Origin of the sequence: Cellulophaga sp. L1A9 (assembly GCF_009797025.1) — a bacterium.
Taxonomy (GTDB): Bacteria; Bacteroidota; Bacteroidia; order Flavobacteriales; family Flavobacteriaceae; genus Cellulophaga.
The window spans coordinates 3,440,164-3,454,625 of the sequence record NZ_CP047027.1; the positions used below are offsets into that span (position 1 = coordinate 3,440,164).

Consider the following 14,462-nt stretch of genomic DNA (forward strand, 5'->3'; position numbering starts at 1 on the left):
TGAGTTTTTGCAATTATATTGTCTTAACTGCTACTTTGGTAGCAGACTTAGTGGCTATTGACATTTAATTTTACGTTGCGTAATACATTAAATGTTCATCCTAAAACAAACAATAATGGCTACACAAGTTTTTACAAGAACAGAACAATCTTCTCATAATCCTAAATATTGGTGGTTACAAATTCTATTAGGAATCATATTTATCTTCAGCGCTCTTTGGTTTTTAGATACGCCTATAGAAACCTATCTGTCGCTAACTTTCGTGTTCAGCTTCCTGATGTTATTTACAGGGCTAGTAGAAGTAATCAACGCATTAAGCATACGAAAAGCATCTTCTAAATTTTCACTAAAACTTACAGGTGCCTTTATAGATTTGGTTTTTGGGCTTATTTTACTATTGCATGAATGGATAACTCTGGAACTTTTACCAATACTTCTAGGAATATGGCTTATTTTCAGATCCTTCCAATTATTTTTTTTTTATAGTGAATTAAAAAAGAGATCTAATGAAAGTAATTGGTGGACATTCGTTGCCGCACTATTTACCTTATTGTTTGCTATTACCATAATGGTCAATCCGTTTTTTGGTGAATTGACGCTAATCTACACGGTTAGCTTTTCCTTTTTTATTATGGGACTCTACAGGGTTACCTTAGGATATACATTATATCAAACGAGAAATGAGCTTTAGTGTTACCTCACGTTTACGATCATTCTAAATATTTTTAAGTTGAAAAGAAGTCTAAAACATAGTTTGGCAGACCTACTTTATGCCGCAATTGAATCCAAACAGGATTTGCCGCGAAAGATAATACTTGAATCTTTTGAGTTAAAATATCCTAAAGCATTATATACTACTTGGCAACTTAAGGATAATGCTATTTGGGAGGCAGCCTTTTTTTGGGAGAAAAAGGAACATACTGCTTTGTTTACAAAAAATGGACTATGGATGGAGACTCATACTTATCTACCATTAGGTAAAGTTCCTAAAATTATTCAACAAAAGTTTAATATGGATTATCCAAGAAACTTGATCCAGGGTATTTTTATTTTAAAAAAATCTGAAGAAGTTTTTTATGAATTTTTAATACGTTTAGGAAATAAAGAGTATAAAGCACGTTACAGTGTTGATGGAGAAAAGAAAGCGTAGGTATTTGTTAAATAGTAAGTTTATGCTACCCAAGTAATAGTAGAGATCTCGTACAGTAGATCACTTTTAATTGAAATAAATTCTAAAAATTCATAAGATGAAAACTATAAAATCTGGAATAATTCTGTCTTTAATTCTAATTGTGTTTGGTTGTCAAAGAGAGCATAAAAAGGATGTGGAAAGCATAATTGAAGGTTCTATAGTTCATAGGCTTCCAAATGAATCAGATGAAAATTTTTCTAAGGCTTTGGCTAGTATAGACAAGCAAAATTTAAAAGATGCAGCAGTACAATTAAAAAAGGGTCTAGTTGCATTACAAATGGAGGGCATGAATGTTACTGGTCTTTATAAAGTTAACCTCGAGAAAGCTATTGATGTGCTGAATAGGATTGAGGTTGATTTGAAGAATGGTGAAAAGATACCAACAAATGTACTTAGAGAAACTATAGCCAATGCCGAAATAAATATAGCACATAATTATCTTTCTACAGAGGATACGTATGTTTTGGCAGCTTCAAATGAAACTATAAGTCATAAAACAAAAAGAAATTTTTATCACTCGTTTTCTACTTTAAAAAAAGAAGAAGGAAAGATGAAGGTAGAGGTTAAAAAAGAAGGAGATTCCTTGCTTAGAGAAGGACAAAAATTAGATCAAGAATACAAGGCATGGGAGAAAAGAGTTAAAGAGTATACTAAAAAAACAAGCGAACACCTGAAAAAAAGAGACACTGCTATATATGAAGAAATGTATTGGGAATAGTAGTCTTCTGCTACTTAAGTTACAGTTTTAGTTTGCTTAATTCCTTAACTTCAATTTCAGAATAGTGTAATAGATATAAACAGTTGTAATATGATGAAGCCCAAAATTGGCATGCTACATTTTGAAACCGTGGAATGGATACATGAAGTAGAATTCTATTTGGATGAGTTTCGTGTACTTGAAGAATTAATACAACGCAAGGAAGACCATACCAATTTGGCAAAACAACTTCATAGAGATATAGCTCATACAATCAGTATCGTCTTGGATCAATTGAGTCGAGACTTTATTGATAAACTAGTAAAACATGAAAAACACCTCTCTAATTTTATTATGAGTGATACGAAAACAAACGCTGATTTATACTTAGAAAGACACCAAAAGCTAGCCAAAATGTTAAACCAACTAAAAAGGCAAGTTCGAAAATTAAAGAAAAAAGTGTATCGATATCTTCTAGAGAAAAAATATCAGCAACGTCATGGTTTTCCAATTTGAGACCAGATGGTCAATTTAAGTTAAGTTAAATTATGTGATGCCAAAAAGAAGCTTTTTTTTATTCCTTTTAATTGGTCTTGTAGCTATAGGTTGTGAGCGATCAATTACAAATAATGACAATGGTAGTACTATTGAATTGAGTGAAGATGATGTGTTTACCATCAAGCTAAAAGAGCCAGTTCAATCAGAATATGAATGGAGTATTGTCTCAAAAAATAACCATATTAAACTTACAGAACCAATCGTTAGAAATGATAACGATATAAGCACAGAATTCACGTTTGAATTTAAAACGGTGGGAACTGGAGAGGATGTCCTTAAATTGATATATACGAATGGGTCAGCTGTTAAAAAATCTTTTGAGTTAAGGATTATCATTGGTACCATGGGACGTATTGAAGCGAATTAGAGATAGGAGTTTTAATCACCTTAAAATGGAGCTATTTTTTGATGTTAAGAGATTGCTTAATAATGATAACCACAGTTTTATTGGATTAACGAGAGATTTTAATTAGGCTCTCAAACAGCGTTATAAATTAGTGAACAAGTGCTACTAAAGTAGCACTTTACGAGTACAACATCTTTTACTTTTATGGTGTAAATTAATAAAAGTCTTTTCTACTATAATAGTTTTAAAAACGTAAGGTATAGGAACTGTTCTTCATCCTAAAGACAAGATTAATAACACTTTAAATTAAAAAAAAATGAAATCAATTACACTGGTATTTATGTTGAGTATGATGTTTATGATGTCTGCTCAAACAAGAAAAGATGAGAAAATTATAAAAGATGCCGTCAAAGCTAAAAAGGAATTGATAAAGGCAGATGATGGAATTCATACTTTTTTTGAAAAATCGGCTGGATATGTCATATTTCCGAATGTTGGTGAAGGTGGGTTTATCATAGGTGGTGCATCAGGCAATGGTGTGCTTTATCAAAATGGCAAGGCGAAAGGTATGGCCGACCTTAAAAAATTGGATGTTGGTTTCCAAGCTGGAGGTCAATCTATTATCGAAATTATCTTTTTTGAAACAGAAGAAGACGTGAACGCCTTTGAAGAAGGAAAATTTGAATTTTCAGCCCAAGTTTCCGCAGTAGTTCTTAAATCTGGTGTAGCGGCAAACGCTAAATATAAAGAAGGTGTTGCGGTTTTTGCGGTACCTAAATCAGGACTTATGGCAAAGGCTTCTGTAGGCGGACAAAAATTTAAGTATCATTCTTTTTAGAAAGAGGACACCTTGAAAGGTTCTCTCCCAAGGCGGTAAATTATAAATACAAAATGAAAGAATCATGAAAATATCTTTAGTAGGTACGCTAATGCTTTTTTGCATGTTCATGGGGCACGCCCAAAACAGTTACGAAATTACGGAGCAGAGCATGCCTGATAATAAAATGGCAACTAGTTTTACCGCCAATATAATTGGCCAGAATGAAAGCAATGTCTATTATCAATGGCAGAAATTTATTGAATCACATAAAGGCAAGACTTATTTGGTTTTTGCCAAAGAAGGCAATGTAGAGTTTGAGAGTGAACATGTACTTCTTCCAATGTTAGATAATAAATCTGTTACCTTACATACTCGATTTTCTCCTAATTATTCAGAGAGTGGAATATTGTTAACTTTATGGATAGAACTTCCGGATGGAGATTATTATTCATCAATGACCGATGAAGATTCTGCCAAAAAAATAAAGGATTGGTTGTTAAAGTATGACCTACAGCTCACTGAAATAAAAGGAAGAGGTTGATGCCATAGAAATAATTTAAGTCTATAATTTAATAAGTATTTTATAATGGTTTTATACTTATTTGAGTAGCTATTTTTGGTCTTACGCATTTAGAATTTAAATTGTTATCAGGCAATTCAATTTAAAAAAATTGTTGATCTTTTTAATAATGAGTGGGTCAAATTTTTTTGCGAAAGATTCCAAAGTTTCTTAATCATCCAATTGCTATTAACGTTTATAGCTGCCTATTGGTGAAAACTTAAAAGGCAATTTATCACACTTATCAATTGCCTTTTAAAATACAAGGTGTTTACTATTTATTTAAAATAAAAAATATGAAAAGGATATGTATTGCTTTAGATTATAATCCATCGGCGGAAAAAGTAGGGAAAATAGGATATGAGTACGCTAAGGCCTTAAATGCTGAAATTTTTTTAGTGCATGTTATTTCGGATGCGCCTTATTATTCTATTGATTATTCGCCATTTTTGGGCTATACTAGTCCTTTCAATACGGGTTCTGTAGTATTGGTAAAAGAACTTATGGAGGGCGCATCAAATTTTCTGTCAGATTCAGCAACTCATTTAGGAGGAGGAAAGATAAAAACAGCCGTTTTAGAAGGTGAAGCAGGTGTAGCTATTTTAGAATACTTAGATGAGAATAAAATGGATTTGTTGGTAATAGGAACGCACAGTCAAAGCTCCTTAGAGAATGTGTTGCTAGGCAGTACGGCTGTGAAAATTGTAAAGCATACCAAAATACCATTGCTGGTGGTGCCTACAAAAGTTGAGTAATAAAAAAGCTGTAAAGTAGAGCGCATATTATTCTCTGGAAGGTCATATAAACAGCCGTATGGTTTATCTAGTTGATAGGAATCGTTATAGCTGCGGAATTTTTGCTTACATTTAAAAGTAACGGATATAGTGGTGATACTTCTAAATAAGTTTATGTGGTGTTAGATGTAAATTTAAATAGCCTATAAAAAGCCATATCATTCTAAGCAGCTGTCTGTTGCACCTGCAGTGTTCAGACCATACTCCAGCTAGGTCTCTAAATAAAAAAACATAGGTAAACCTAGGGTTAAAAGAGGCGTTAAGCTTTAAGCTAATTTAATAGAAGTTATTTCTTTTAAGACAATATTGGCGATGTTTGAACATTCAAGCCCTATACTATACATGAACAATTAATAAAACGCATCAAATAAGGAAGAACACGGAAATAACTATTTAAAAAAGTTCCATAGACATAATTTGAAATGTACTAAATATCACACAAGAGCATTATGCTATTTATGGACTGCTGTAAAAAATCATTTAACAGAAGTAGCGTGTCAACAAGATGTAAATTATCAGAGAGCCGAGTAATATTCAGTTGCGAATCATAGTAATGTTCTCCTCAAAAAAAAATCAGAAATTAAACAACACGCTTGGTCTGGTCATTTTACTATGTACTTATTAGAGGCAGTTTAAAATTGAAAATGCTTTAATTTTTTTAATCATATAGAGGAAATGGAATATCAACATAGTCTTAACGAGAAGATTCGTTTTACAATCATAATAACTCATGAGAAATATCTAGAATTAATTAAATACAGGAATAAAATACTTTGAAGTTTCTCAAACAATGGAAAAAAAAGAGATAACTAACAAGGAGCTCAAAGAATATTTAGATGCTTTAAATGGTATCATAAAAACATAAGAATAATAATTTTATAAAACTATAATAAATGATAATTCAAATAAACACAGACAAGAATATTTCTGGAGAAAAAAGAACTGAAGATTTTTTCACTTCTCAAATTGAAGAAGCCTTAAAAAGGTTCGAATCTCATATTACTAGAATAGAAGTTCATTTTAAAGATGAAAATGGGAAGAAGGACGGATTCAATGATATTTCATGTTTAATAGAAGCTAGACTTGAGGGGAGGCAACCCATTGCTGTTACCAATCAATCAGAGACTATAGACCAAGCATTAACAGGTGCTATTCATAAAATAAAAACCGCTGTAGACAGCATTCTTGAAAAAAGTAAAAAATATTAAAAATTTATACTTATGAAAACAAATAACAACTTGGGAATTTGGATGGATCATTCAACGGCACACCTAATTGATTTAAATTCAAAAAATAAAGGCAGCTTAATTGTTTCAAAATTTACTACAGAAATAAAGGAAGATGCCTTGATTAAAAGTGAAAGTCTTATGCATAATAAGAGGCAACAAATGCAGGAAGAATATTATGAAAAAATTGGAGCAGAAATTTTGAAATATAAGCATGTGCTTTTATTTGGACCAACAAATGCAAAAGTAGAATTGCACAATTACTTAAATAAAGATTCACATTTTAAAGATATAAAAATAGATGTCGCAGCAGCAGATAAAATGACGGATAACGAAAAAGATGCTTTTGTCAAAAAACATTTTGAAAATATATAAATCATAACAACAATACAAAGGTAATTACCATATGATTAAAAGGTAGTGTAGCGTAACAAGGAATAAAACACTACAATAACTAGTAAGGATAATTGCTTGGTTCTTGCCTAGTTAAAAAATCCTAAGAAATTCTCCTTGGTATGTTCATGGGCAAGGAAAGTTGCATAATCATCCAGCTTTCCTTACACCTGGATGATTTATATTATTATGTGTAATAATAGTTGAATTTAGTGCTGTTGGACTACTTTTGGTTTTAAAAAATAGTTTAATTGAATACCGCTGTTCATTGGTGGGACTCTTACTTTTTAAGTAAAACGAAAAAACATTAAGAACTCTATTTAAATAAGGAGTTTAATTCGTCTAGTATGAATGTTATTATATTGATTTAATACATGGATTTATTTACGATTATTAGTATACTCATGGTACTGGTTTCCCTTTTTGCCTATCTCAATTCTCGGATCTTAAAATTACAAACTACGATAGGCACCATGATTATTTCCATTCTTTTTTCTATTGGAATACTTGGGTTATCAAAACTATTTCCAGATTTAATCAAATTTGAAAAAAATATTGTAGGAACAATAGATTTTAAAAAATTGTTGATGGAAGGCTTATTGAGTTTTATGCTCTTTGCAGGAGCAATACACGTAAATTTCAATGAACTGAAATCACAAAAGTGGAAAATAGTTGCTTTTTCTAGCTTAGGTGTGTTAATTTCTACGGCCTTAGTTGGAGGTATTTTTTTCTGGGTGTTAGAACGAATAGGAATGCCCTTACCATTGATACATTGTTTACTATTTGGAGCCTTAATTTCTCCTACAGATCCCATATCAGTTATGGGCATTTTAAAGAAAATTGGTATTAAAAAATCCATGGAAACTACCATAGTTGGCGAAAGCCTTTTTAATGATGGAGTAGGGGTCGTTGTTTTCTTAACTTTATTACAATTTGCAAGTACAGGTAACTTAGACGGTGTTGATCCGCTAGGTATCGCAGAAAATTTCCTGATTGAAATTGGTGGAGGTTTATTGTTTGGTTATGTTTTAGGCCGTGTTACGCATAGAGCAATTTCAAAAATTAGCTCTTACGAAACGGAAGTGCTTATTACCCTAGGTATGGTAATGGGGGGCTATGCCTTGGCAGGAAAGATTGGGGTTTCAGGGCCTATTAGTATGGTTGTAGCGGGACTTATTTTAGGAAATAAAACCTATCGCCAAGAGAAAAAAGAAAATACCGTAGATTATGTAGATAAATTTTGGGAGTTGATTGATATTCTATCTAACGCTATTCTATTCGTACTCATTGGTTTAGAAATTGTATTGATTCCGTTTACACGCCAGCTTATAATTGTAGGTGTATTGGCTGCGTTTGTTGTGTTATTATCTCGCTTTTTGTCGGTAGGGGCTCTGGTTGTATTAATGAAAAAATGGATACCATTTGATGCAAAAACATCGTTGATAATGACTTGGGGCGGACTAAGAGGTGGTATTTCTATAGCAATGGCGCTATCCCTGCCGAAAGAAGTTTCATGGGATTATATTGTGCCTGTTACTTATTTAGTGGTGATATTTTCTATTATTATACAAGGATTAACCTTAGAGAAAGTAATTGTTCGGTTAACAAAGTAATTAGTACTAAACTATTCGTCCGCTATTTTGGGTGAAATATCAAGCCAATGCTTTGTCTAGTTTAAAATCAGAAACGAATAAGAAAATAGTAAAGACGTAAATAGAACGCTTTTTTAAATAATGTATTTATTAACTCTAGCCTCTAGGTATGGGTAAATAATTTTTTCTGTAAGTCTTCCAATTCTTTTTCTGTTTTCTTTAGCTCTTTGTGAGCTTCTAACATTTCTGTTTCCTCTTGAGCATTTAAATGATCATATATGTCAAGTGATAGTCTTTTGTGGCGATCGTGCAATCTTGCTAGCTGGTCGCGCTCATTTATTCCATGAATCATAATAGTACTATTTAATAATTAGTAAATTGAATTTTATTAAGTCTTGGTGCTCTAATGAATTTTATAAATTGTATTATTTCTTCAAACTACGACTTAATGCCCAACTAAAATTAGGCAAGTTAAAGGAAAGGCAGTGCTACTTTTGTTGCACTCTATGGCTATTTTTTTTCGTGAATAATTAATAAAAAAGAAAACGTTTAACAAAAAATCTGTCTTCTGAAAAGACTATCAGAATAGCAATCCGCACTTGAAATTTCAAGAATTACATTTTAACTTACAAGATGTCATCCCTTGTAGACTAAGGGGCTTACGTTCTAAAGATCAGATTTTGTATCATCAATTTGTTTTCATTTTGAACATCCCAGCGTAATCACCTTATTTCTATTAATTGATTATTAAAATCAAAGCATTTTATAAGAACTGTTACAAAAGTAGCACAGCACGAAATGGGCTATTTATAATTTTACTAAGAATTTAAGTTTAACTAGTAATACTTATAAATATGAAAAATGGAGTTACTGTCGCAATATGCGAATCACATAACGAAGCCGAAAAAGTAGTTAAGGAATTACAAGATTCAGGTTTTGATATGAAAAAATTATCGATCATTGGTAAGGATTATCATGAAGAAGACAAGGTTATAGGGTTCTATAATACGGATGATAGAATGAAAAGTTGGGGATCCGCTGGTGCTTTTTGGGGAGGAATTTGGGGGCTTATTTTTGGAGCTGGATTTTTTCTAATACCGGGTCTTGGTCCTGTGATGCTGGCAGGTCCTATTGTTTCCTCATTGATTGGAGGTCTGGAGGGAGCCCTCATTGTTGGAGGTTTGTCTGCCTTAGGTGCAGCTTTAGTTGGGATTGGAATACCAAAAGATAGTGTTATCCGCTATGAGACGGCTTTAAAGGCAGATAAGTTTTTAGTAATTGCCCATGGTACTGCTGAAGATATGGAGCACGCAAAGAAAATAATGTCTGGTTCATCTGCTACAGAGGTCCATGTTCATTCAGGAGAAAGTGTATCAGCATAAACAAGTATTAAACAATGTTATTTTAACTGAAATTAATATTTTAAAATTTAAAACCATGAAAACAACAATTTTAAGTATAGTACTGGTAGGGTTTGCCTTCCAAACCTATGCACAAGACATGCTTTATCGAGCAAAAATAAAAGTAGAAGAAGTACCAGAGTTAGTAGTAAGCGCAGTAGAAGAAGATTTTCCTGATTTCTTAATTGTGGAGTACCTTGCGTTACCTTTAGAATATGTAGAGGGAGATGTTTACATCAACCCAAATATAGATTCTAATGCAGATTACGACACTTTTCAAATAGTTCTGAAAGAGCATGGAAAAGAACTTACGGCTACCTATGATAGTGATGGTAACCTTATTAAAACTACAGAGCATTTAAAAAATGTAGCACTACCTTATGCCGTAAGTAAAGCTATTGCAAAAGAATATCCTGAATGGAAATTTGAAAAAGATTCTTACGACATGGTTCAGTTAGGAAATAGCAAAGCGAAAAAACGCTATAGAGTTATCCTAGAAAACCACGGTAAGAAAATAAGAGTTCACACCAACGCTAAAGGCAAAATATTAAATCATCATAAAAGAGTTTAATATTTTATGTTTATTTTAATTGTTTCCACAATACAGGCAGGAGTAGAAAAATAATAACTACTGCTGTCTGTTTATTTTAAAACCTATTTTTAACGAAATAGAATGCTTATTTAGATAAGCTAAGAATATTTTAAAATTAACTATTTGTAATGTTAACCAAATAGTTTTTTCCTTCCCATTTGGCCGTTTCTTTCCAGTAAAATGTAAATTGTAATGAGCTAGACGCTTTATTTTCAGGTTTAATATCTGTTACAAATACGCCAATATTTAGACTCTTAGATTCTTTAATAGCTTTTGTTTTCCAATCGTTGTCCGTCCAATGAATAGTGCATGGGGCAAAGGTCTCAATTCTCAAAGTTTTTCCTTTGGGAATGATCTTTATTCCGTTGTCAAATCGCCATATTTGAAATTCTGATTCCTTCCTTTGTAAGAGGTAACGTTCCTGTGTCTGGTCGGGCATGTCAAACACTTTTTTATCCTGTATGGAGACGCAGAGTTTTATATATTCTGCATGCGCCCAGGTAAGTGGCATTGCAGACCCCGTATGTTCTCCAAAGTACAGTCCTTTTTCGGGAATGTCATGAGTATCCCAAATCTGTTCGGGTAAAAGGCCGTTGTTTGCAAAGCCATCCATAGCCTGTAAAAGCGTATTGGCATATTCAATATTTCCTGCGGCTATTTCATAATGTCCCCTTTCTCCAGAAAGCAAGGGCCATGGCCGCCCTATTCCTGTGCCATCATATGGATCCCCATTTTCATGTTCTCCATAGCCATCATTATTGTAACGGTACCAACAAGGGCCATGGGGAGTATTTACTTTTAATTGCGCATCAATGACCTTTATGGTATTTAGTATCTTTGGATCATTAGGGTCACGAAGCCCAAAGCGCACTAGAGCTAAAGTATCTACACTTATCAGTTCATTAATTTTTACTGTTCCTTTTCCATAATGATGATTCTTTAATTCCATTGTCCTTTCGCCAAGTTCGGATGCAGGCACATCAGTAAATGGATTTATACGGATGTAATAACCCTCCACGCCAATTTCTCTTGCCAAGGGTGTATTCGTTACATAGGTGCGTAATTCTATAGTTTCATTCCAACAATCAGCTGTTTCGCGACAATATATAGCGAAGTCATTTTCTCCATTAATTTCGGCCAGTTTTGCACCAGCTAGCAAAGCTGCTATTTCTGCGGCGATGGTAAAGGGAGAAAAACCACTTTCTTCTTCCCAGCGGTCTTGTTGTGTAAATGGGCCATTTACTAATAGAAATGTGATGGCTTTTTTAGCTAAAGGCCAGTATCTGGCCATCCGATGTTCGCCTATGGTATTCCGTAAGTAACCTTTGAGCATTTCCAGTACTGGTAGGGCAATCTGATCCATTTGTAGGCCGTTCCAGTTGGGTTCTCCATGTAGCCACATGTTTTGTGGCCAACTGCCATCTGAATTTTGAGTAGACATTAAATAATTTACGATACGAGAAACGTCTGCTTTTGTTTTTAGGGCATGAAATCCGCCTGCGCTCTCTACCAAATCTCGTGGCCAAACGACATGATACCCACTTTTATCCGCATCACCCTTGGTTTCTCCCCAAGGAATTGAAAGGCTGGCAATAATACCACCGGGAAAGTTTTTAGCCTCATGCATCCGAAGCATCGCTGCGCTAATCATAAAATTCTGAGCAGGTAGTTTGTAGAGCGATTCCTGCCAGTTTTTCCATTCCTCAATATATCTTTTTTTTGCGGTCTCAAAACCGTCTAAAAGACTTGCTCTTGCGTGGTTGGCAGCTTCTAAATGTGTTCTTCCAAAGCTTAACGCCAGTACAAAATCTTGATCAGACAGATCAATTTCTCCTGTTAATGCAACATTTCCATCTTTGGCATGGTCAAACTCCCACCTCATAATTCCGTGTTGCCGAATATCAGTCCACCCGTCGGATGTGCCTACATATCCAGCGGAGCGTTTTAGCAATTTTGCAGAACAAGCCATGGCTAAAGCGATATCTCCATTTCTAGCAAATAACATGGGGACACCTTTATATTCACCCAGCCAAGCCGTATTGTTAGCCCCCTCATTGTTCAGATGAGGGGCAAGTAGTGCGAAGAGTTTTAAGGGTAAATTCTTGTCTTTTTGTTCAAAAGTTACGTGCTGTAGAATGCTATTTCTAAAAGGATCCACAACAATTTCTTTGGTTATCTGATACTTATCAAAGGTGTCATAATTAATGATTTTATACGCAGGAATGCCATTTTCAATAGTGGAGATGGTCTGTCTTGTATCCCTTTTCTCTTCAGAAAAAAATTCATGCCCATCCGTGATAATGAATCCCATATCGCGCATACATGCAATATCTTCTTGTGGGTAATAAGCTTCATTGAGAATACCGTGGCTAATAGTTAACGTCACATTAGAAGATGCATTTAGAGCCTTGCCAATACCTGATTTGGTGCTAGAGCTCCATTTAGATTCCATTCCCGGTGCTCCAGGAGCTGCAGATTCTTGAGGTATATTTTTGATAGTCATTTTTAAAAGTAATTTCCACAGTGTCCAGTCTCTGTTATGTTTTTGGTAGCATTTTTCAGGTGTATTTTAAATACCTATTGTTATGTATGCAAACCAGAGACTCAACTTAATAAGGATACATGTATTCCTGATGTGTACCAGTAAATTTTTAATTTCCAGAACCGTTAAAACTATTTTCTTATATCTTGATGATATCGCTGGGAGTTTCTATAAAAATAGTTTTATTGCCACGTAGAGCAATAGGTTCCATCATAATTTCAGGATTGTGTTGGATCATTTTTATCCAATCATCTGTAGAAAAAGTATGGTGCTCAAAGAGTTTTTTATAGGCCGTATGATCTTGATTTACAAGATCAGCAACCTTTAGATGTAAACGATCGGCAAGTTCTACTAATTGTGTGCCCGTTAATTTTGTTTTCAAGATATCTACTTCTTGAATTTGTAAGCCTTCAGATTTGGCGTAGGCTAAGGTTTGTTTACCTCGCGTGGATTCTGGATTATAATATAAAGTAATTTGTCTTTTTGACGTAGCAATCTCACCCATAATCTTGATTTTAAAACTAGTTATTTTTTGTTTTTTCTTCTTCTATGTAATGTTCTAATAACTCTTTAAGGCTTTCTAAATATTCCTGCATGACTATTTTGTCCATATGGGGATGAGCATTGTTCGGTAAGGTCATCGGGTTCTCATCCAAGGAGCGATAGAGTTCTGGGTAATTAGTTTCAATATTGGTTGTGAGCTGAGTAATCTCATTAAGGATGTTATGTAAATTTTTCATTAGAACGTATTTTAATTTAGATCACCTATAGTGCAACGTATTAGTAGGTTTGATTTTTTGCAGTGATTAAGCTATAAAAGTATTGCAATGATTTATCAAAAAATATGATTTAGGTCATACTAAAAAAAAGGGAAGTTAGGCACCAGCGATCAGTACGCTTTGAACTATTTGCTTTGTAAAAAACATTAAACAGTATCAGCAGCACTATATTCGCTATGAAAGATAGCTGTCTTCTAATGTGGTTTTTTTTAAGAAAAAAAAGAAGTTTCTCAATAAAAGTTGGCCACTTGAACAAGGCTTTCAATATTTAGCAACTGAATTTTACGTCCGTTTGTAGCAATGAGTTTATCGTGTTTAAAATCATGAAGTACACGAGCTAAAGTTTCAACTACTGTTCCAGCCATATTTGCTAAATCAGATCTAGAAAGTGAAATGTATGTATTAGGCATATCATCAACTTTATATTTGTCGTGTAAGATTAGTAGATTAAGAGCTACACGCTCCCTTACAGTACGTTGAGATAAAACGGCCATAAGATTTGCTAACACACTGAATTCATGGCTCAAGCTTTTTAATAATAATCGAGAAAATGAAGAAGAGTCTTTTAATATTTCATTGAAATCATTTATGGTTATAAATGAGATTAAAGCGTTTTCTATGGCAACTGTTGTATCTCCGTAACTACTTTCACTTAATACCGAAGAATAACCAAAAAACTCGCCAGCATTATAAATGTATATGATTTGTTCTCTCCCATCATTATCCATTTTGTATTTTTTGACTTTACCTTTCTGTAAGTAGAATATACCAGAGGGCAATGTACCTTCCGTAAATATAGGCTGGTTTTTACGATACTTTTTATCAACCATTATATTTTCAAGGAAATCCCTATCCTGTGAAGGTAATTCGCTTAAAATATATTGACTATTGAATGTGAATTTAGCTATCATAAATGAGCAACAAAGTTAAATCTTAATTTACTTTTTAATCTGAAAATTGATTTAAATCAAT

The 14,462-nt window shown here is 33.5% G+C and carries 18 protein-coding genes; 13 read left to right on the plus strand and 5 right to left on the minus strand.

The window, feature by feature from the left end; all coding sequences use genetic code 11:
* Positions 1–115 precede the first annotated feature (115 nt).
* The 11 genes from GQR94_RS15200 (at position 116) to GQR94_RS15250 (ending at position 8,198) form a co-directional block, all read left to right on the plus strand.
* The gene (locus GQR94_RS15200) at positions 116–691 is read left to right on the plus strand and encodes an HdeD family acid-resistance protein (RefSeq protein WP_158976545.1); all 576 of its coding nucleotides are present in this window, start codon (positions 116–118) and stop codon (positions 689–691) included.
* 39 nt (positions 692–730) lie between these two features.
* Complete coding sequence (locus GQR94_RS15205; protein ID WP_158976547.1) at positions 731–1,150, plus strand: PepSY-like domain-containing protein; 420 nt, start codon at positions 731–733, stop codon at positions 1,148–1,150.
* A 97-nt stretch (positions 1,151–1,247) separates the two neighbouring features.
* Positions 1,248–1,910 carry a hypothetical protein gene (locus GQR94_RS15210; RefSeq protein WP_158976549.1) on the plus strand — a complete coding sequence of 221 codons (663 nt, stop codon included), beginning with the start codon at positions 1,248–1,250 and terminating at the stop codon, positions 1,908–1,910.
* A gap of 90 nt (positions 1,911–2,000) precedes the next feature.
* Positions 2,001–2,405 carry a hypothetical protein gene (locus GQR94_RS15215; protein WP_158976551.1) on the plus strand — a complete coding sequence of 135 codons (405 nt, stop codon included), beginning with the start codon at positions 2,001–2,003 and terminating at the stop codon, positions 2,403–2,405.
* Positions 2,406–2,442: 37 nt separating this feature from the next.
* Positions 2,443–2,814 carry a hypothetical protein gene (locus GQR94_RS15220; RefSeq protein WP_158976553.1) on the plus strand — a complete coding sequence of 124 codons (372 nt, stop codon included), beginning with the start codon at positions 2,443–2,445 and terminating at the stop codon, positions 2,812–2,814.
* Between the two features lie 295 nt (positions 2,815–3,109).
* Complete coding sequence (locus GQR94_RS15225) at positions 3,110–3,631, plus strand: YSC84-related protein (RefSeq protein WP_158976555.1); 522 nt, start codon at positions 3,110–3,112, stop codon at positions 3,629–3,631.
* Positions 3,632–3,695: 64 nt separating this feature from the next.
* Positions 3,696–4,154 (plus strand): hypothetical protein, encoded by a 459-nt coding sequence (locus GQR94_RS15230; RefSeq protein WP_158976557.1) that lies wholly within the window; start codon positions 3,696–3,698, stop codon positions 4,152–4,154.
* A 314-nt stretch (positions 4,155–4,468) separates the two neighbouring features.
* The gene (locus GQR94_RS15235) at positions 4,469–4,927 is read left to right on the plus strand and encodes a universal stress protein (protein WP_158976559.1); all 459 of its coding nucleotides are present in this window, start codon (positions 4,469–4,471) and stop codon (positions 4,925–4,927) included.
* A 932-nt stretch (positions 4,928–5,859) separates the two neighbouring features.
* Positions 5,860–6,174, plus strand: coding sequence for an HPF/RaiA family ribosome-associated protein (locus GQR94_RS15240; RefSeq protein ID WP_158976561.1), 315 nt, complete (start codon positions 5,860–5,862; stop codon positions 6,172–6,174).
* Positions 6,175–6,186: 12 nt separating this feature from the next.
* Positions 6,187–6,567 (plus strand): hypothetical protein, encoded by a 381-nt coding sequence (locus tag GQR94_RS15245; protein WP_158976563.1) that lies wholly within the window; start codon positions 6,187–6,189, stop codon positions 6,565–6,567.
* Between the two features lie 392 nt (positions 6,568–6,959).
* Complete coding sequence (locus tag GQR94_RS15250) at positions 6,960–8,198, plus strand: sodium:proton antiporter (protein ID WP_158976565.1); 1,239 nt, start codon at positions 6,960–6,962, stop codon at positions 8,196–8,198.
* A gap of 142 nt (positions 8,199–8,340) precedes the next feature.
* Here the strand turns inward: GQR94_RS15250 and GQR94_RS15255 are convergent, their stop codons facing one another.
* Positions 8,341–8,529 (minus strand): hypothetical protein, encoded by a 189-nt coding sequence (locus GQR94_RS15255; RefSeq protein WP_158976567.1) that lies wholly within the window; start codon positions 8,527–8,529, stop codon positions 8,341–8,343.
* A gap of 502 nt (positions 8,530–9,031) precedes the next feature.
* On the opposite strand from GQR94_RS15255, the gene GQR94_RS15260 reads away from it, so the two are divergent.
* Both GQR94_RS15260 and GQR94_RS15265 read left to right on the plus strand, forming a co-directional pair.
* The gene (locus tag GQR94_RS15260; RefSeq protein WP_158976569.1) at positions 9,032–9,559 is read left to right on the plus strand and encodes a general stress protein; all 528 of its coding nucleotides are present in this window, start codon (positions 9,032–9,034) and stop codon (positions 9,557–9,559) included.
* 55 nt (positions 9,560–9,614) lie between these two features.
* Positions 9,615–10,148, plus strand: a complete 534-nt coding sequence (locus GQR94_RS15265; protein ID WP_158976571.1) for a hypothetical protein — start codon at positions 9,615–9,617, stop codon at positions 10,146–10,148.
* Positions 10,149–10,284: 136 nt separating this feature from the next.
* On the opposite strand, the gene GQR94_RS15270 is transcribed toward GQR94_RS15265, so the two are convergent.
* From GQR94_RS15270 to GQR94_RS15285, 4 genes are all read right to left on the minus strand, one after another.
* Complete coding sequence (locus GQR94_RS15270; protein ID WP_158976573.1) at positions 10,285–12,672, minus strand: glycoside hydrolase family 15 protein; 2,388 nt, start codon at positions 12,670–12,672, stop codon at positions 10,285–10,287.
* A 178-nt stretch (positions 12,673–12,850) separates the two neighbouring features.
* Positions 12,851–13,216 carry an arsenate reductase family protein gene (locus tag GQR94_RS15275; protein WP_158976575.1) on the minus strand — a complete coding sequence of 122 codons (366 nt, stop codon included), beginning with the start codon at positions 13,214–13,216 and terminating at the stop codon, positions 12,851–12,853.
* A gap of 16 nt (positions 13,217–13,232) precedes the next feature.
* The gene (locus tag GQR94_RS15280; protein WP_158976577.1) at positions 13,233–13,451 is read right to left on the minus strand and encodes a hypothetical protein; all 219 of its coding nucleotides are present in this window, start codon (positions 13,449–13,451) and stop codon (positions 13,233–13,235) included.
* A 269-nt stretch (positions 13,452–13,720) separates the two neighbouring features.
* Entirely contained in the window at positions 13,721–14,401 is a 681-nt protein-coding gene (locus GQR94_RS15285) for a Crp/Fnr family transcriptional regulator (RefSeq protein WP_158976579.1), read from the minus strand.
* Positions 14,402–14,462: the final 61 nt, after the last annotated feature.